Origin of the sequence: Streptomyces sp. NPDC017943 (genome assembly GCF_044328425.1) — a bacterium.
Taxonomy (GTDB): domain Bacteria; phylum Actinomycetota; class Actinomycetes; order Streptomycetales; family Streptomycetaceae; genus Streptomyces; species Streptomyces djakartensis_A.
This window is the reverse complement of sequence record NZ_JBIRHH010000002.1, coordinates 542,658-559,117: the sequence shown is the minus strand read 5'-3', so window position 1 is coordinate 559,117 and position 16,460 is coordinate 542,658. Positions and strand designations below refer to the sequence as shown.

The following is a 16,460-nucleotide window of genomic DNA, read 5'->3' as shown; positions in this document are numbered from 1 at the left end:
CGCGGACCGGCGGGCCGCGACGGCCGGGTTCCCGGCCCGGTCAGACCGCGTGCCCCTGCGACCGCAGCCAGCGGTGGACCGTGTCCTTGTCGGCCGGGGTGATCCGGACGTCGCCTTCGACGTCCGGGCCCTCGTCCTCGTTGAACGCCGTGTCCGTGACCCGTGCGGTGACCCACGTCGCCAGGTCCTGTGCGGCCGGTTCGGGGAGGGAGCCCCGTTCCCAGCCGGCACGGGCCTTGCCGGCGGCGTCTTCGTCGTGGTGTTCGGTCTCGGCCAGCCATGCCCGCACCAGCCGCTCGACGGTCCCGCTCTGCTGGTCGTCGATCTGCTGCCTGTCGTTGTCGTCCATGCCGTGCCGAGTGCCCGCCTCCGCTGCCGCCTCCCCTGTGCACTCAGATGTTTCCCGCCGCGGCACACCGCCGAGGCGACCGGACACACGTCCCTTGCCGATGAGGTCAGCGCCGCTCGGCCGGTGCCGCTTCGAGTTGTCGCGCCCCGTCGCCCCAGCCGCCGGTGCCCGCCCCGCCCTCACCACTCGCCGTCGGAGACCGGTCTGCCGGGGGCGTCCTTGAGGGGGTGGGTCTGGCCCGGTGTGGGCTGCTGCCAGGGCTCGTGGTCGTCGCCCAGCCAGTCGCCGACCGGCTTGACGGCGTGGAGCGTGTCCGTGGGGGCCAGGTCCTGCGCGTCCTCGTCGTAGTAGTCGAACCAGGGCAGGCCCGCCCGGGTGTACGCGGCCCGGTCGACCGGGGACGGGGGTGCGGGCTCGCCGGTGATGCGGCGCCACTCCGGCGGCGTCACCAGGTGCACGAACACTCGGCCCGCGGGCCGCGGCGCCCAGTGCGACAGCGGCCGCTCGTCCTGGTACACCTCTTGCCGCATGGAACCCCCGACGCCCAGCCCCATGGCGGCCGCACGCGGCGGGCCCGCGGGGGCCCCGGCCGCGGGAGCCGCCCCCGGCGCGGGCGGTGCCGCCATCGGCATCGGCACACCGTGGACGCCGCCCGAGGGCGGGGCCGACACCGGCATCGCCGCACCGAAGCCGCTGCTCCCGGGCGGCGCCGCCGGCGGCATCGCGGCGCCGTACGCGCCCGGAGGCGGCCACGGCGTCCGCTCCCGCCGGCGCCGCTCGGCCTCACGCCAGCGCGCCAGCTCCGCGTCGTCCAGCGGGAACGACTGAAGCTGCACCCCGCCCCACACCTCCTCGCCCGTGACCTGCCCCTCGACCGTGGCGCCCAGGCCGAGCGGGACGGCCACGAACTGACGCACCGTGCCCGTGCCGGAGTTGATGCCGTCCAGCCAGGGCTGGCGGGGCAGCACCACGTAGTTCTGCGGGTCGCGGGCCAGCTCGTCGCTCCAGGGCCGCCCCGAGACCGCGCACACCTTGCCGACGCCCACCTGGAGCGCGGCCGGCTCCGGGGTGCCGGCGAAACTCAGCCACATCGCCTCGCGCAGGTACACCGGCAGCATCACACCGCCGCGCGCCCGCATCGCCTCGGGCACCCGGTCGCCGTAGTCCGCGACCCGCCGGACCGGGAACTCGCCCAGCCCCGGCGGCAGCGGATGCGTGCCGGTCTCCGGAAGGCGCAGGGTGCGGATGAACCGCACCAGCGCACCTCCCGGCAGATGCAGCGTGTTCCCGTCGATCCGCACGCTCGAGTCGGCCATCGGCCCGCCCCCTCCTCCGTGGTGCCGGCGTCGGGCCGGCATCTCGTCAGCGCGAACGCTCGTGGAACCCGGCGCGGTTCCGCCACATCTGCTCCGTGACGCCCAGGCGTTCCCGCAACCGCGTCAGACGGGGCATCCGCGCACGCTGCTCCGTCGACACCCGGTCCAGTTCCTCGAACAGACGCCGGGTACGGTGCTCGGTGTCCAGCTCGTCGAGGATCCGGTTGATCTCCGTGAGCACGGCCCCGAGCAGCTGCCAGTGACCGGCGTCGCGGTCGGCGTCCTCGCGCAGCAGCTTGGCCAGCTTGTCGCGGGTGGCCGCCGCGGTGCGCAGCTCGGAGGCAAGACGTTCCTCCGCCGACTCGGCGCTCGCGCTGAGATGGGTGGTCACCAGCACCGAGAAGCTGACCACGGCGTCGGCGATCTCGGACAGCAACTGCTGCAGCACCGCTCCCGTCTCGGGTTCGAGCAGCGGCTCCGGCTGCCGCACCTTCGTCAGGTCGGTGAGGGAACGGGCGAGCACCCGCAGGACGACCGTGCAGATCTCCAGCGTGTCCAGGCCGGTGCGCAGCACCACCCGGTGCAGCGTCCCCTCCCGCACCCTCGGGTTGAGCCGCAGGCTGTCCTCCGCCTGCCGCAGCGCCGCGTCGACCTCGGAGATGTCGTGGTCCAGCTGCCGCGCCTCGTACAGCCGCTCCTCCGCCCGGTCCACGGGCGTGCCGCCCGCGGCCTCCTCGCCCATGCGGAGCATCAGCTGCCGCAGCCGGCGCGCCAGGTCGTCGATCGACTCACCGGCCTCCTCCACCCACACGGGCGGGGCCAGCAGCAGGTTGCAGGCGAGCCCGACACTCGCGCCGATCAGGGTCTCCACCACCCGCGCCCAGGCGGTGTCGCCCACGGTGGTGACGCCGAGGACGAGCATGGCGCTGATCGCCACCTCGGGGACGTACTCCTCCACCCGGACCAGCCGCCCCACGGCCAGCGAGGCCACGAGGAGCAGGGCGAGGCTCCACCACGTCAGGCCCACCAGGAGGCTGAACGCGATGGCGACGAGCACCCCGGTCACCACGGCGTTCACCCGCCGGAAGCCGTTGGTGAGGGTGGCGTACAGGGTCACCTGCACGACCAGCAGGGCCGTCAGGGGAGCGGTGAGCGGCGCCGCCTCGGGGCTGAGTCTGAGCGCGATGACGTACGCGATCGTCGCCGCGGTCGCGGACCGCAGCGTCTGGACCACCACGGGGTCCCGGCGCTTCCTCACGATCCGCGTGGCGCGTGCCGTCCAGTCCCGTACTGCCTCTCGCATGCTCGGGCTGCTCCCCTTCCCCTGGTGTCCTGAAGTCGTCCATGAAGGACGTTAGTGCCGGGGGAAACCGCGGGCGACCGAGGAGGGTCAGCCGTGGACCTTGTCGAGGAAGGCGGCGAGATGACCCATGGTCCGCTCGATCTGCTCCTCCAGGGTCAGGCTCTCCTCGAACCGCGCCCCGGTCTCCGGCACCTTCCTGCCCCGCAAGTAGAGGGAACACGCCAGGTCGGTGCACATGTAGGCCCCCACCGAGTTCCCCTCGCGGCCCGCCGCACCCGCCTTGCGCGCCGTCATCAGCGACACACCGCCGCGCGGATGGGTCGTCAGGCACAGCGAGCACATGCTGCGGTGCAGGAACCCGCGTTGCGCGGGCTGGAACCGCATCGCCACCCCGACCAGTCGCCCCCCGCGTTCGGTGACCAGATAACTGCGGTCGGGCGCGCCCGGGTCCCGCCAGCCGAGGAAGTCGAGGTCCTCCCAGGGGCGCTCGGCGAGGTCCCGGGGCACGGCGAGCCGCTTCGCCTCGCCCTTCGAGCAGTTGATGAACGAGCTGCGGATGTCCTGCTCGGTGAGTGGTCGCACGGAGGGCTCCTGAGAATCGCGCTGCGTCAACCTAGGGGTCCTAGGTTTTGGTTCGGCGGCCAGGGTAGGCACCGGCCGCGCGCAGGGGCCAGCGGATTTCGCCCTACCGCGTCCCCGCCGCCTCCGGTGGCCACACCCCCGGCCGGAGGACCCCCAGGGCGTAGGCCCGGGCCACCAGCTCCGTGCGGGTGGCCGCGTGCCAGCGGTACGACAGCCGGCGCAGGTGGTACGTCACCCCGTCCACGGTCAGACCGGTCTCCCGGGCCGCCCGGGCGGTGGTGGCGCCGCCGGCCAGGAGGGCCAGCACCCGCGCCTCGGTGGGGGAGACCCGGGCCCCCTCCGCGGCCGGGGAGGAGGCGGAGGGCAGGCGCCGGCCGTCGGTCCCGGCAGAGGGCTCACGCCGGCGGTGGCTCCTGGGAAGGGGCTCGCTCCGGCCGTCGGTCCTGGGAAGGGGCTTACGCCGGCCGTCGGTCCCGGCAGAGGGCTCGCGTCGGCCGTCATTGCCGGCCAGGGGCTCGCGCCGGGTGTCGGCCCGCAGCATCACCAGCAGGGCCGGGGTGTCCTCCACCGTGTCGCTCACCGGGTCCGCCGTCAGGTCGCCGTACCGCTCCGCCCCGTCCGGGGCCCGCCAGCACACCGACACCTGGTAGCGGGAGCGGTGCCGCAACCGCAGCGCCTCGGCGATCCGCTCCACCTGCGTGGCCTCCCGCGGGCGGAACACCTCCAGCACGTCACGGCCGCGCAACCGCCCCGGCGTCGTCCCGCACTCGGCCGCCATCGCCGGGTTCGCCAGCAGGACCGCCCCGTACACGTCGCACACCGCGACCGGCATCGCGACCCGGTCGAACAGGAGCAGTGCGCGGTTGCGCCACGTCACCGCCTCGAGCCGGGCCGGGTCCACATGTCTCTCCTGCCACGCCGGGCCGCTCCGCGCAAGAGCGACGCATCCGCCGGCCACTACAGAATCATGCAGTGCCGTGCACCCGCCCGCCGGGTCCCGTGGATCACGCTGGACGGCAGTACGTCCGTACCGCGAAAGGCAGTTGCCGCGTCATGCGCCCCACCGCACCGACCTCCCCCACCACCGCCCCCTTCCCCGGCGTCCCCGTAGCCGACATCTCCGCCACCGGCCCGGGCGGCGCGCCCGTCCAGCAGGCCATGGACCTCATGCGCAGGCACGGGCCCGTGTTCGTGCGGCGGCTGCACGGGCGGGACACGCTGTTCGTGGGGGACGCGGACCTCGTGGCCGAGCTCGCCGACGAGGAGCGGTTCGCCAAGCACATCGGCCCGGGGCTGGAGAACGTGCGCGCGTTCGCCGCCGACGGCCTGTTCACCGCCTACAACGACGAGCCCAACTGGGCCAAGGCGCACGACATCCTCATGCCCGCCTTCGCCCTCGGCTCGATGCGCGCCTACCACCCCGTGATGCTGACGGTGGCCCGCCGGCTCATCGCGTCCTGGGACCGCGACGCGCGCGCCGGCCGGCCGGTGAACGTGCCCGACGACATGACCCGCATGACGCTCGACACCATCGGCCTCGCCGGTTTCGGCTATGACTTCGGCTCCTTCGAGCGGGACGAGCCGCACCCCTTCGTCGCGTCGATGGTGCGCTGCCTGGAGTGGAGCATGACCCGCCTGGCCCGGACACCCGGCGGGGACCACGCCGCCGAGGACGCGGCCTTCCGCGAGGACGCCGCCCACCTCGCCCGGGTCGTCGACGACGTCATCGCCGCCCGCGCCGCCGGCGCGGGCGGTGGCGACGACCTCCTCGGCCTGATGCTCGGGGCCGAGCACCCGGCCGACGGCACCACGCTGGACACCGCCAACATCCGCAACCAGGTCATCACGTTCCTGATCGCCGGGCACGAGACCACCTCCGGCGCCATGTCCTTCGCGTTGTACCACCTCGCCAAGCACCCCGCCGCGCTCCAGCTCGTGCAGCGCGAGGCCGACGCGCTGTGGGGCGACCGGGCGGACCCCGAGCCGACGTTCGACGAGGTCGGCAGGCTGACCTACACCCGGCAGGTCCTCAACGAGGCACTGCGGCTGTGGCCGACGGCCGCCGTCTTCGGCCGCGAGGCCCGCGCGGACACGCTGCTCGGCGGCCGCATCCCGCTGCGCGCCGGGCAGGCCGCCCTGGTGCTCACGCCGATGCTGCACCGCATGCCCGTGTGGGGCGACAACCCCGAGCTGTTCGACCCCTCCCGCTTCACGCCCGAAGCGGAGGCACGGCGGCCGGTGCACGCCTTCAAGCCGTTCGGCACCGGGGAACGCGCCTGCATCGGGCGGCAGTTCGCCCTGCACGAGGCGACCATGCTGCTGGCCATGCTCGTCCACCGCTACCGGCTGCACGACCACGCCGGATACCGGCTCACCGTCAAGGAGACCCTCACCCTCAAGCCCGAGGGCTTCACCCTGACCCTCACCCCGCGCACCTCCGCCGACCGCGTCCACCCACTGCTGCCCGGAGCCGCCCCCCCCTCCCGTCGGAGACCGGCCGGTCGCGGCACCTGCCCGCGCGGGTCCGCCCCGGCACCTCCGCCCTGTTCCTGCACGGCAGCAACTACGGCACCTGCCGGGACCTCGCCGCCCGACTGGCCGACGAGGCCGCCGAACTCGGCTGTGCCACCGAGGTCGCCCCGCTGGACGCCTACGCCGACGGCCTGCCCACCGACCGGCCCGTCGTCATCACGGCCGCCTCCTACAACGGCAGGCCCACCGACGACGCCGCGGCCTTCGCGGCCCGCCTGGAGGACGAGCGCGACCTGGCCGGCGTGACGTACGCCGTCCTCGGCGTCGGCGACCGCACCTGGGCCGCCACCTACCAGCACGTCCCCGCCCGGATCGACGAGCGGCTGGCGCGGTCCGGCGCCACGCGGCTGCTGGAGCGCGCCGCCGCCGACGCCTCGGGCGACCTCGCCGGAAGCGTCCGCTCCTTCACCGCGTCCCTGCGCACCGCCCTGCTGGAACGCCACGGCGACCCGGGCGCCACCACGCCCGGCGCGGGCGAGCCCGGCACCGCCTACGAGGTGCGCACCCTCACCGGCGGTCCCCTGGACGCCCTCGCCGAACGGCACGGGCTCCAGCCCCTGCGCGTCACCGAGGTGTACGACCTCACCGCGCCCGGCCATCCGCGCCGCAAGCGGTTCGTCCGCCTCGCCCTGCCCGAGGGCGTCACCTACCGCACGGCCGACCACCTCGGCGTCCTGCCCGCCAACGACCCGGACCTCGTCACCCGCGCGGCCGCCGCCCTCGGCGCCGACCTCGGCACCGTCCTGGACATCCGCCCGGCCCGCCCGCGGCGCGACGGCATCGCCGTGGACCGGCCGGTGACGGTACGCCAGCTCCTCACCCACCACGTCGAGCTCCAGGAACGCCCGAGCTCCTCCCAGCTGGCCGCGCTCGCCGCCGCCAACCCGTGCCCGCCCGAGCGCGCGGCCCTGGCCGCCCTCACCGGCGACCCCCGCACGCTGGTGGAGATCCTGGAGGACCACCCGGCCCTGCGCGGCGCCCTGGACTGGCCGCTGCTGCTGGACCTGCTCACCCCGCTGCGCCCGCGCCACTACTCCATCTCCTCCTCGCCCGCGGCCGACCCCCGCCACGTCGACCTGATGGTCTCGCTGCTCGAGGCGCCCGCCCGCTCCGGCCGGGGGGTGTACCGGGGCACCGGCTCGGGCCACCTCGCCGCCGTGGCCCCCGGCGACACGGTGTACGCGCGCGTGCAGCCGTGCCGGGAGGACTTCCGCATCGACGCCACCGCGGACGGACCGGTCGTCATGGTCGCCGCGGGTACGGGCCTCGCCCCGTTCCGCGGTGTGGTCGCCGACCGGGCGGCGGCCGCGGCATCGGGCGCCCGACTCGCGCCCGCGCTGTGCTATTTCGGCTGCGACGCCCCCGGCGCCGACTTCCTGCACGCCCGGGAACTGCGCGCCGCGGAGGCCGCCGGGGCCGTCTCGCTGCGCCCCGCCTTCAGCGAGGAGCCCGAGGGCGAAGTGCGGTTCGTGCAGCACCGGATCGCCGCCGAGGCCGAGGAGGTCTGGGCCTTGCTGGACGCCGGGGCGCGGGTGTACGTCTGCGGGGACGGCTCGCGCATGGCGCCCGGGGTGCGGGAGGCGTTCCGTACGCTCTTCCGCAAGCACACCCCGGACGCCGACGAGACGGCCGCCGCGCAGTGGCTCGACGGGCTGATCGCGGACGGGCGGTACGTGGAGGACGTGTACGCGGCCGGCTGACCGGCCGGCCGGGGTGGTTCCCGGGCCGCATCGGACGGCCCGGGGCGCCCCGTCGGTTCGCTCACATCATGAAATAAGGGTTGGAGGAATGTCGCGCCGGGCCCGCGCCGACGGTATGTTGCAGGTCGGACCGGGGATGTGGAGGGAACCGCATGGCGGGGCGGAACGGGCGCACGGTGCGCGATCTCAGGCGGGCCAACCGCACGGCCGTGCTGCAGCGGCTCTACTTCGACGGACCGCTCAGCCGCTTCGAACTCGGCCCGGCCACCGGTCTGAGTTCCGGCTCCGTCAGCAACGTCGTCGCCGACCTGGTCGCCGACGGACTGGTCGAGGAGGCCGGCAGCGTCGACTCCGACGGCGGCCGCCCCCGCACCCTGCTGCGTGTCGCCCCCGGCAGCGGCCACATGATCGGCGTCGACGTCGGCGAGACCCGCGTCCGCGTCGAGCTGTTCGACCTCACGCTCACCGAACTCGCCCGCGCCGAACGCCCCCTGACCCCCCAGCGCTACGAGGTCGAGGTCATCGTCGACCACATCCGCCACGGCATCGCCGAGGTGCTCGACGCGGCGGGGCTGGCGCCCGAGCGGCTCCTCGGCGTCGGCATCGGCGTCCCCGGCATCGTCGAGCGCACCTCCGAACGTGGTGCCGTCGTGCACGGGCAGACCATCGGCTGGGACGCCGTCGAGCTGGAGGCGCTGCTGCGCACCGGCTCCCCGCTGCCGGACACCGTCCCGTACTTCATCGACAACGGCGCCAAGACGCTCGGCCAGGCCGAGATGTGGTTCGGCGCGGGGCGCGGCGCCCGCAACGCCGTCGTGGTCCTGTTCGGCTCCGGCGTCGGCGCGAGCCTCGTCACCCCGGACGTGGAGCAGGGCCGGGCCGTGGAGTGGGGGCACCTGACGGTGCGCGTGCGCGGCCGCCGCTGCCGGTGCGGGTCGCTCGGCTGCCTGGAGGCCTACGCCGGCGCCGAGTCGCTGCTCGCCCGCTGGCGTGAGGAGGGCGGCCCGGCCCCGGACGGCACCGACGAGGAGACCGCCCTCACGGCGATGCTCGCCGCCGCCTACCCGCCCGCGGGGGAGGAGGCCGACCCGGTCGCCCTCGCCGTGCTGGAGGAGACCGCCGAGTACCTGGGCGCCGGCCTGTCCGACCTGATCAACCTCTTCCAGCCCGAGCGCATCCTCATCGGCGGCTGGGCGGGCCTGGCGCTCGGCTCCCGCTTCCTGCCCGCGGTACGCCGCCACGCGGTGTCCTACGCCCTGCGCCATCCGGCCGGGAAGGTGACCGTCGAGCTCGGCCGGCTCGGGCCCGACGCGGTCACGGTCGGCGCCGCCATCCTGCCGCTCGCCGACTTCTTCGCCCGCGGTGGGAGGCGTCCCGATCCCGAACCGGAGAACCCGCTCCCGGCCTGGCGCACGGCGCTGCAGGAACGGGCGCCGCGCTGAACGTCCGGCACCGGGGACGCGGGCGCCCGCGCCGAGGTTGCGCGGCGCGGCGCGGGGTACCCGCGTGACGCCGGACGACCGAAGGGAGCACCTCGTGACCGACCACCGCCTCGACGCACCCGGCGAGAACGGTGAGCCCGTTCCGCGGGACATGCCGGACCAGCAGGCCGACGCCGGTGAGGACCCGTGGGAGGTCGCACCGCGCTTCTCGGCCGACGCCGACGGCGACGCCAAAGCCGACACAGGTGCGGACGCGGAAGCGGACGACGACGCGGCCGGCGACGTCCCCGACACCGACGAGGCGGGGACGGGCCGACAGGGAACACCCAGCTCGGGCACGGAGCAGACCGAGAACCCGGTACCCGACGAGCCCTCCGGCTGAGGCCGGGCAGGGCACCCACCGAGGGCCGCAGCCGACTGTGGGGGTCGGCTGCGGCCCTCCACCATGCCCGGCCGCGCGCAGGGTGGTCCCGGCCCCTATGCCGGGACCACCCTTCCGCGCTCACCCCACCTTGCGTCCCCGCAGCGGTTCCGTCCGCGCGCCCCCGCCCTGCTGCATCCCGCGCAGGAACTCCTCCAGCACCTCCGTCGCCGTGCGCCGCGGCTCCCAGCCCAGTTCCGTACGGGCCCGGGACGAGTCCATCAGGGGCAGCCGCAGCACCGCGTCGAACAGGTGCGGGGAGGCGGGCAGCAGACGCAGGCCCCACGCGGCGGCGATCGCCGAGCGGGCCGCCGTGCGCGGCAGTCGCACCGGGCGCGCACCCAGCATCTCGCCCAGCAGATGCGCGTCGACCGCCGGCTCGGCCGCCAGGTTGAAGGCGCCCCGGACCTCCTGGCGCACGGCCAGCCGGTAGGCGTGCGCCGCGTCGTCGGTGTGCAGGGCCTGCATCCGGAGCCCGGGGACGTCGGGCAGGAAGGGCAGCAGGTCCGGGCGGGCCAGCGGCCCGGGCAGGAACGTGCCGCCGAAGATCCGGCGCTGCTCGCTCGCCGACTCCCACTTGAACAGGAACGCGGGCCGCATCCGCACCACGCGCGTACTTGGGTGGTCGCGCTCGAAGATGTCCAGCGCCCGCTCCAGATACGCCTTCTCCCGGCAGTACGCGGCGTCCGGCCAGCCGTGCGTGGGCCAGGACTCGTCCACCGTCCGGTCCTTCGGCCCGGGGGAGTAGGCGCCGACCGACGAGGCGTGCACCAGTGCCGGCACCCCGGCCGCCGCGACCGCCTCGAACACGCGCATGCTGCCGAGCACGTTGGTGCGCCAGGTCGTGGCCGGATCGTGCGTGGGCTGGAACGCCCAGGCCAGATGGACCACGGCGTCCGCGCCCCGGAACCGCTCGACGAGGTCGGACGTCTCGGCGGCCAGGTCGACCGCGTCCCAGTCGGTCTTCGGCGGCGACCAGTCGGGCAGCCGCCGGGCCAGCCCCAGGACGGAGCCGACCTCCGGATCCTCGGAGAGAAGACGCACCACGCTCGTGCCCACGTTGCCCGTGGCGCCCGTGACGACCACCTTCATGCCCGTTGTACTGCTCACCTCTGGCTCCTCTCGGCCCGGCGGTTGCGCGGGAGCGGGCCGAGTACCCGGGTGGGAGGGATTGCACGTGGGCAGAGGGAAGCCCCGGCCGCGACGGGGGAATCACGACCGGGGCGGTATCGAGGTGGGCACGGATGGCGGTCGCCTCTCGGCGAAAGGCTCCACAGGGCTTCAGCCGAACGATCGTCCCTGTGGGCGGATGGTGAGGCCCGGGGACACTGTCCCATCCGCACCCACGTGTTGTTCAACGGCGAACCACCCCGGGGTGTTCCGCCCACGGGCCCTCTCCGCCGTGAGCTGCGTCACTGCTCCTCGGCGGCCGGAACGGTCTCCGCCCAGAGGTTCTCCGCCTGGAGCAGCAGGGTGCCCAGGACCGCCGTCTGCTCCGCGCCCTCCTCGGCGTGCCGGCGCAGCCGGTCCTGCAGTTCCTCGTGCAGTTCGCGCATCGCCTTCTCGGTCGCGTCGTCCGGGCGGCCCTCCAGGCTGCCCTCGCACAGGCTCTCCGCCTGCGCGTGGCAGGCCTCCCCGATCAGCTCCAGCAGCCGCGCGTACGAGCGCAGCGCCTCGCCCTGGGGCGGGGCGGGGGTCCGGTTGTCGTCCACGGACACCGCCAGCGCCCGCGTGAGCGCGGTGACGTGCCCGGTGATCCGGCCGAGCCGCTCGTCCTCCTCCACCGGCGGCAGCGCGGCGACGTGCGGGACGCGGTGCAGGGCGCGCAGCGGCCCCGAGGTCAGGCGCAGGCTCTCCTGGCTCCAGCGGCGCGCCGACTGGAGGGCCTGCAACCGGTGGTCCAGCCCCGCCGAGGCGCTGACCCAGCCGGCGGCGGTCTGCCCGTCCCACTCGCCCTCGCGCAGGTCGCCGGCGACCGTGCACAGGACGTCCCCCACCTCACGGGCGAGCGCCGCCAGGTTCTCGCGCACGTCGCGCAGATGGATCGGCGGCAGGATCAGCGCGTTCACGGCCACGCCGATGACGGCGCCGATCGCCGCCTGGCCGACCCGGTGGCCTGCCCCGCTCAGACTCACCGTGCCCGCCGCGATCGTGAACAGGGCCGTGGTCGCCGCGTAGATGCCCTGGTCCCCGAAGCGCTGCCAGTTCGCCAGCAGCATCAGCACCGGCACGGACACGGCGATCGCGACCGTGGTGTCGCCGGTGACCGCCTGCGCCGCCGAGGCCAGCAGGGTGCCCACGACGATCGCGCCGAACTGCCGGGCGCCCTGCACCAGTGAGCTGTAGACGGTGGCCTGCACCAGCACCAGCGCCACCCACGGCGCCATCAGAGCCAGCGGATCGTCCATCCAGACACCGCCGACCAGCCAGGCGATCACCGCCGCCAGCGCGGCCTTGAGCGACTGGACGACCAGGTCCCGCTCCCGTCCGGGACCCCGCCAGGCGGCACGCATCGCGTCCCAGGCGCTGCGGGTCTCCCGCCGTACCGCCTCCACCGGCCGCACCGCGCCCACCCCGCGCTGCGGGTCGCGCATCGTCCCGCCCTGCGGCGCCGCGCCGGTGCCGGTGCCCGCCGTCCCTGCCGTGCCGTCCGCCTTACCACTGTCCCTGCCCGGGCGGACGGCCCCCGCCGTCCGCCTGAGCACACTCCTCACACGCGTCATGGCTCGTGGGTATCCGCCTGACCGGCCGTTTCACCCCGGCTCATGCGAAGGGTCCGTCGTTCAGGGCGGACAGCAGATGCGCGGGGTCGGCGTAGACGGCGTCCGCGCCGGCCTTCTCCAGGTCCGCGCGGGGAATGCCGCCGCACAGGACGCCCACGCAACGGACACCGGCCCGGCTGCCCGCGCGCATGTCCCAGACGGTGTCCCCGACGAACACGGCCCGCTCGGCCGGCACCCCGGCCAGCTCCAGCGCGTGCTCGACGGGCTCGGGGGCGGGCTTGCCCTCCTGGACGTCGTCGGCACTGGCCGTGGCCGCGATGGCCTCGTCGGCGTCGATCGCCCGGCGCAGCGCGCTGAGCTCGGCACCGCCCGCCGACGTGGCCAGCACCACCGTCCAGCCGTCGCGGTGCAGGCGCCGCAGCAGGTCCCCGGCCCGGGGGAGCGCCGGCAGCCGGGCGAAGTACTGCCCGTAGAGCGCCTTGTGCCCGGCGCTGATGTCCGCGTCCTGGTCCTTGTCCCGCTCGTCGCCCAGCAGATGGGCGACGAGGTCGGTGGACGGCAGGCCCACGGCCCGGTGGACGGCGTGCATCGGCACGTCGTGCCCGGCCTGCCGGAAAGCCTCCCACCAGGCGACGACGTGCAGATGATTGGTGTCGACCAGGGTGCCGTCGACGTCGAACACGGCAGCGCGTTCCATGAATGCGGTTCCTTCCTCTCAGCGGTGCGGGTACCACGTCAGCCCGTGGGCACTCGCCGCTCCCGCGTCCAGGCCAGCAGGTCCTCCAGGGACCACGCCGTCACCACCCGCTCGGGCGGCACCCCGCACTCCTCGGCGCGGGCGCATCCGTTGATCTGCCAGTCCAGCTGCCCGGGCGCGTGCGCGTCGGTGTCGACGGAGAACAGCACCCCCGCGTCCACGGCCCGGCGCAGCAGCCGCCGCGGCGGGTCCAGCCGCTCCGGCCTGCTGTTGATCTCCAGGGCCGTGCCCGTCTCCGCGAGGGCCGCGAACACCTCGTCCGCGTCGAACTCCGACTCCGGCCGCCCCCGACCGGTCACCAGCCGGCCCGTGCAGTGCCCGAGGACGTCCGCGTGCGGGTTCCGCACGGCGGCCACCATCCGGCGGGTCATCGCACGTGCGTCCATGCGCAGCTTGGAGTGGACCGACACCACCACGACGTCGAGCCGCTCCAGCAGCTCCGGCTCCTGGTCGAGGGAGCCGTCCTCGAGGATGTCGCACTCGATGCCCGTCAGCAGCCGGAACGGCGCCCACCGCTCGTTCAGTTCCGCCACCACGTCGAGCTGCTCGCGCAGCCGTTCCGGTGACAGCCCGCGCGCCACGGTCAGCCGCGGCGAATGGTCGGTCAGCACCGCCCACTCGTGGCCCAGCGCCGCCGCCGCGCGGCCCATCTCCTCGATGGTGCTGCCGCCGTCGGACCAGTCCGAGTGCAGATGGCAGTCCCCGCGCAGCAGCGCCCGCAGCCGCTGTCCGCCCCGTACGGTGGGCGGCTCGTGCGCCTCGCCCTCCAGCTTCTCCAGATAGCCCGGCACCTGCCCGGCCAGCGCCTCCCGGGCCACCTGCGCGGTCTTCGGGCCCACGCCCTTCAGCCGCTCCAGGGAACCGTCCGCCGCGCGCCGGGCCACCTCGTCCTCACCGAGGTCCTTCAGCACGCGGGCCGCCGTCCGGAAGGCGCGCACCCGGTAGGTCGGTGCCAGGGACCGCTCCAGCAGGAAGGCGATCCGCTCCAGTGCCTCGACGGGGTCCATCGCCACCTCCTCCTCAAGGGTTGCCCAGCGCCCGGCGGCGCGCACGACGGACCGCGCGGTTTGCGCCGATCACTGCCGGGTACTGCAACGCCCTCGCCCCGAACGAGCCGACAGGAGAGCCGTCATGCCCGCCTCCACCGCGCCACCCGCCAAGGTCGCCGTGATCACCGGCGCCGACTCCGGCATCGGCCGGGCGACCGCCGTACGGCTGGCACAGGCGGGCCTGGACATCGGCATCACCTTCCACAGCGACGAGGAGGGCGCCCGGGAGACGGCCGAGGAGGTCCGGTCGTACGGACGGCGCGCCGAGGTCGCCCGGATGGACCTCACCCGGCTGCCCGAGGCGGCCGGCACCGTCGACGACCTGTGCGAGCGGCTCGGCCGCATCGACGTCCTGGTCAACAACGCGGGTACCGGCACCATGACCCCGTTCCTCGACCTGGAACTGCCCGTCGTGCGCGAGGTGCTGGACGTCGACCTCGTGGGACCGTTCCTGTGCGGGCAGAAGGCCGCCCGGCACATGATCCGGCAGGGCGACGGCGGCCGGATCGTGAACGTCACGTCCGTGCACGAGCACCAGCCCCGCGTGGGGGCCGCGCCCTACTGCGCCGCCAAGGGCGGACTCGGGCTGCTCACCCAGGTCATGGCGCTCGAACTCGCCGAGCACCGCATCACCGTCAACGCCGTCGCCCCCGGCGAGATCTCCACGCCCATGACCGGGCAGGAGGACACCGACCCGCACACCGAGAGCCGCCCGGGCATCCCGTTGGGCCGGCCCGGTGACGCCCGCGAGGTCGCCGCCGTCATCGCCTTCCTGGCCGGACCCGACGCCTCGTACGTCACCGGCGCCTCCTGGAGCGTGGACGGCGGCATGCTCCGCATGGGTCCGCAGGCCGGGTCGCACCTGCCGGGCCACGACTGGCGACGCCCCTGAGCGGGGCCGCCGTGAGACTGCGCACCACTTCCAGCGACGAGCCCGGGTTCCGCCGCCTGCGCCACGGGCGGGGCTTCCGCTACCTGGACACGGAGGGCGAGCCGCTCACCGACCCCGAGCAGCTCGCCCGGGTCAAGGCCCTGGTCATCCCGCCCGCCTGGCGCGACGTGTGGATCTGCCGGCGGGCCAACGGCCACCTCCAGGCCGTCGGCACCGACGACGCCGGGCGCCGCCAGTACCTGTACCACGAGGAGTTCCGCGCCCAGCAGGAGCAGGCCAAGCACGAGCACGTCCGCCAGGTCGCGCGGACCCTGCCCGACCTGCGCGCCCGGGTCGCCGAGGACCTCGCCGGGCGGGGGCTGAGCCGGGCCCGGGTCACGGCCTGCGCCGTGCGCCTGCTGGACCTTGGCTTCTTCCGCATCGGCAGCGACCAGCACACCCGCCGGAACGGGACCTTCGGCCTGACCACGATGCTGCGCGAGCACGTCCGGTGCGGTCGCGGCGAGATCGCGTTCAGCTACCCGGCCAAGGGCGGCGTCGACCTCGTCCGGGCCCTCGTCGACGACGACGCCCACGCCGTCGTCCGGTCGCTGCTGCGCCGCCGGCAGGACGGGGAGCGGCTGCTGGCGTACTGGGAGGGACGTGCCTGGCACGAGCTGCACAGCAGCGATCTGAACGAGGCGCTGCGCCGGCTGTCCGGGGTCGACATCACCGCCAAGGACTTCCGGACCTGGCACGCCACCGTGCTCGCCGCCGTCGCGCTGGCCGTCACCACCGAGGCCGTCCGGCAGACGGCCGCGGCGCGGCGCCGGCAGACGGCGCGGGTGGTCCGCGAGGTCAGCCACTACCTGGGCAACACCCCGGCCGTCTGCCGGGCCTCCTACATCGACCCGCGCGTCTTCGAGCTGTTCGAACAGGGGGAGACCATCGCGCCCGCGCTCACCCGGCTGGGGGAGCACGGCGACTTCGGGCGCCCCGCCACCCAGGGAGCCGTGGAGGCGGCCGTCCTGGAGCTCCTCGACCGCTGACCCGGACCCGCGCCGCGGCCGGTTCCGCTCTACGCTCGATGCATGACCGAAATCTCGAGCCCGCACATGGCGACCCCCCGGATCATGGTGCTCGGGGTACAGCCGGGCACGCCGCCGTTCCGGATCGTGGAGATCGACGGCCAGGTCGTCGGTGAGGCCAAGGCCGTCACCGACGTCCTGATGGCCGCCGCCGCGTTCGGCATCACGGTCCACGACCTGGACGACCCGGACGTGGTCCGCTGGGTCGGCGGCGACAAGTTCACCTGGACCGTGCGCTAGGGCCTGCGTCCGGATCGTCCCGGCGTCGCGGGGCGGGGCGGTCGACCGGAGCCGGGCGACCGCAGCCGGGCCGTGCGGCCGGTCCGG

14 protein-coding genes and 1 pseudogene are annotated in these 16,460 nt (G+C 74.8%); 6 read left to right on the top strand and 9 right to left on the bottom strand.

Features of this window, described 5'->3' with window-relative positions; translation table 11 throughout:
* Window positions 1-40: 40 nt before the first annotated feature.
* The 5 genes from ACH4C6_RS07395 to ACH4C6_RS07375 all read right to left on the bottom strand — a co-directional run bounded on the left by ACH4C6_RS07395 (window position 41) and on the right by ACH4C6_RS07375 (window position 4,451).
* Window positions 41-349: a hypothetical protein gene (locus ACH4C6_RS07395; protein ID WP_398107547.1), complete on the bottom strand. Its 309-nt coding sequence runs from the start codon at window positions 347-349 to the stop codon at window positions 41-43.
* Between the two features lie 179 nt (window positions 350-528).
* On the bottom strand, window positions 529-1,665 hold the full coding sequence (locus tag ACH4C6_RS07390) for a hypothetical protein (RefSeq protein WP_398107546.1): 1,137 nt from the start codon (window positions 1,663-1,665) through the stop codon (window positions 529-531).
* A gap of 46 nt (window positions 1,666-1,711) precedes the next feature.
* Entirely contained in the window at window positions 1,712-2,968 is a 1,257-nt protein-coding gene (locus ACH4C6_RS07385; RefSeq protein WP_398107545.1) for an aromatic acid exporter family protein, read from the bottom strand.
* A gap of 87 nt (window positions 2,969-3,055) precedes the next feature.
* The gene (locus tag ACH4C6_RS07380; protein WP_398107544.1) at window positions 3,056-3,550 is read right to left on the bottom strand and encodes an FBP domain-containing protein; all 495 of its coding nucleotides are present in this window, start codon (window positions 3,548-3,550) and stop codon (window positions 3,056-3,058) included.
* A 103-nt stretch (window positions 3,551-3,653) separates the two neighbouring features.
* A complete protein-coding gene (locus tag ACH4C6_RS07375) occupies window positions 3,654-4,451 on the bottom strand; it encodes a PAS domain S-box protein (protein ID WP_398107543.1) in 798 nt (265 codons plus the stop codon).
* A gap of 152 nt (window positions 4,452-4,603) precedes the next feature.
* On the opposite strand from ACH4C6_RS07375, the pseudogene ACH4C6_RS07370 reads away from it, so the two are divergent.
* The 3 genes and pseudogenes from ACH4C6_RS07370 to ACH4C6_RS07360 all read left to right on the top strand — a co-directional run bounded on the left by ACH4C6_RS07370 (window position 4,604) and on the right by ACH4C6_RS07360 (window position 9,606).
* Window positions 4,604-7,782 (top strand): annotated as a pseudogene (locus ACH4C6_RS07370) (cytochrome P450).
* A 152-nt stretch (window positions 7,783-7,934) separates the two neighbouring features.
* A complete protein-coding gene (locus tag ACH4C6_RS07365; protein WP_398107542.1) occupies window positions 7,935-9,224 on the top strand; it encodes an ROK family protein in 1,290 nt (429 codons plus the stop codon).
* 94 nt (window positions 9,225-9,318) lie between these two features.
* Window positions 9,319-9,606, top strand: coding sequence for a hypothetical protein (locus ACH4C6_RS07360; RefSeq protein WP_398107541.1), 288 nt, complete (start codon window positions 9,319-9,321; stop codon window positions 9,604-9,606).
* A gap of 120 nt (window positions 9,607-9,726) precedes the next feature.
* On the opposite strand, the gene ACH4C6_RS07355 is transcribed toward ACH4C6_RS07360, so the two are convergent.
* The 4 genes from ACH4C6_RS07355 to ACH4C6_RS07340 all read right to left on the bottom strand — a co-directional run bounded on the left by ACH4C6_RS07355 (window position 9,727) and on the right by ACH4C6_RS07340 (window position 14,132).
* Window positions 9,727-10,755 (bottom strand): SDR family oxidoreductase, encoded by a 1,029-nt coding sequence (locus tag ACH4C6_RS07355; protein ID WP_398107540.1) that lies wholly within the window; start codon window positions 10,753-10,755, stop codon window positions 9,727-9,729.
* Between the two features lie 302 nt (window positions 10,756-11,057).
* Window positions 11,058-12,239 carry an aromatic acid exporter family protein gene (locus ACH4C6_RS07350; RefSeq protein WP_398107934.1) on the bottom strand — a complete coding sequence of 394 codons (1,182 nt, stop codon included), beginning with the start codon at window positions 12,237-12,239 and terminating at the stop codon, window positions 11,058-11,060.
* A gap of 169 nt (window positions 12,240-12,408) precedes the next feature.
* Window positions 12,409-13,065: an HAD family hydrolase gene (locus ACH4C6_RS07345; RefSeq protein ID WP_398107539.1), complete on the bottom strand. Its 657-nt coding sequence runs from the start codon at window positions 13,063-13,065 to the stop codon at window positions 12,409-12,411.
* Window positions 13,066-13,103: 38 nt separating this feature from the next.
* Window positions 13,104-14,132, bottom strand: a complete 1,029-nt coding sequence (locus ACH4C6_RS07340; RefSeq protein ID WP_398107538.1) for a PHP domain-containing protein — start codon at window positions 14,130-14,132, stop codon at window positions 13,104-13,106.
* Window positions 14,133-14,256: 124 nt separating this feature from the next.
* Here ACH4C6_RS07340 and ACH4C6_RS07335 point away from each other — a divergent pair, with 124 nt between their 5' ends.
* The 3 genes from ACH4C6_RS07335 to ACH4C6_RS07325 are packed head-to-tail and all read left to right on the top strand — an operon-like array spanning window position 14,257 to window position 16,373.
* Window positions 14,257-15,066: an SDR family oxidoreductase gene (locus tag ACH4C6_RS07335; RefSeq protein ID WP_398107537.1), complete on the top strand. Its 810-nt coding sequence runs from the start codon at window positions 14,257-14,259 to the stop codon at window positions 15,064-15,066.
* 11 nt (window positions 15,067-15,077) lie between these two features.
* Window positions 15,078-16,094: a DNA topoisomerase IB gene (locus ACH4C6_RS07330; protein WP_398107536.1), complete on the top strand. Its 1,017-nt coding sequence runs from the start codon at window positions 15,078-15,080 to the stop codon at window positions 16,092-16,094.
* A 42-nt stretch (window positions 16,095-16,136) separates the two neighbouring features.
* Window positions 16,137-16,373: a hypothetical protein gene (locus ACH4C6_RS07325; RefSeq protein WP_398107535.1), complete on the top strand. Its 237-nt coding sequence runs from the start codon at window positions 16,137-16,139 to the stop codon at window positions 16,371-16,373.
* Window positions 16,374-16,460: the final 87 nt, after the last annotated feature.

Excerpts from the sequence above, each read along its gene's own strand:
- ACH4C6_RS07325 (WP_398107535.1), top strand. The coding sequence starts at position 16,137 with ATGACCGAAATCTCGAGCCCGCACATGGCGACCCCCCGGATCATGGTG.
- ACH4C6_RS07350 (WP_398107934.1), bottom strand. The coding sequence starts at position 12,239 with ATGCGCGACCCGCAGCGCGGGGTGGGCGCGGTGCGGCCGGTGGAGGCG.
- ACH4C6_RS07345 (WP_398107539.1), bottom strand. The coding sequence starts at position 13,065 with ATGGAACGCGCTGCCGTGTTCGACGTCGACGGCACCCTGGTCGACACC.
- ACH4C6_RS07395 (WP_398107547.1), bottom strand. The coding sequence starts at position 349 with ATGGACGACAACGACAGGCAGCAGATCGACGACCAGCAGAGCGGGACC.
- ACH4C6_RS07335 (WP_398107537.1), top strand. The coding sequence starts at position 14,257 with ATGCCCGCCTCCACCGCGCCACCCGCCAAGGTCGCCGTGATCACCGGC.
- ACH4C6_RS07340 (WP_398107538.1), bottom strand. The coding sequence starts at position 14,132 with ATGGACCCCGTCGAGGCACTGGAGCGGATCGCCTTCCTGCTGGAGCGG.
- ACH4C6_RS07385 (WP_398107545.1), bottom strand. The coding sequence starts at position 2,968 with ATGCGAGAGGCAGTACGGGACTGGACGGCACGCGCCACGCGGATCGTG.
- ACH4C6_RS07390 (WP_398107546.1), bottom strand. The coding sequence starts at position 1,665 with ATGGCCGACTCGAGCGTGCGGATCGACGGGAACACGCTGCATCTGCCG.
- ACH4C6_RS07365 (WP_398107542.1), top strand. The coding sequence starts at position 7,935 with ATGGCGGGGCGGAACGGGCGCACGGTGCGCGATCTCAGGCGGGCCAAC.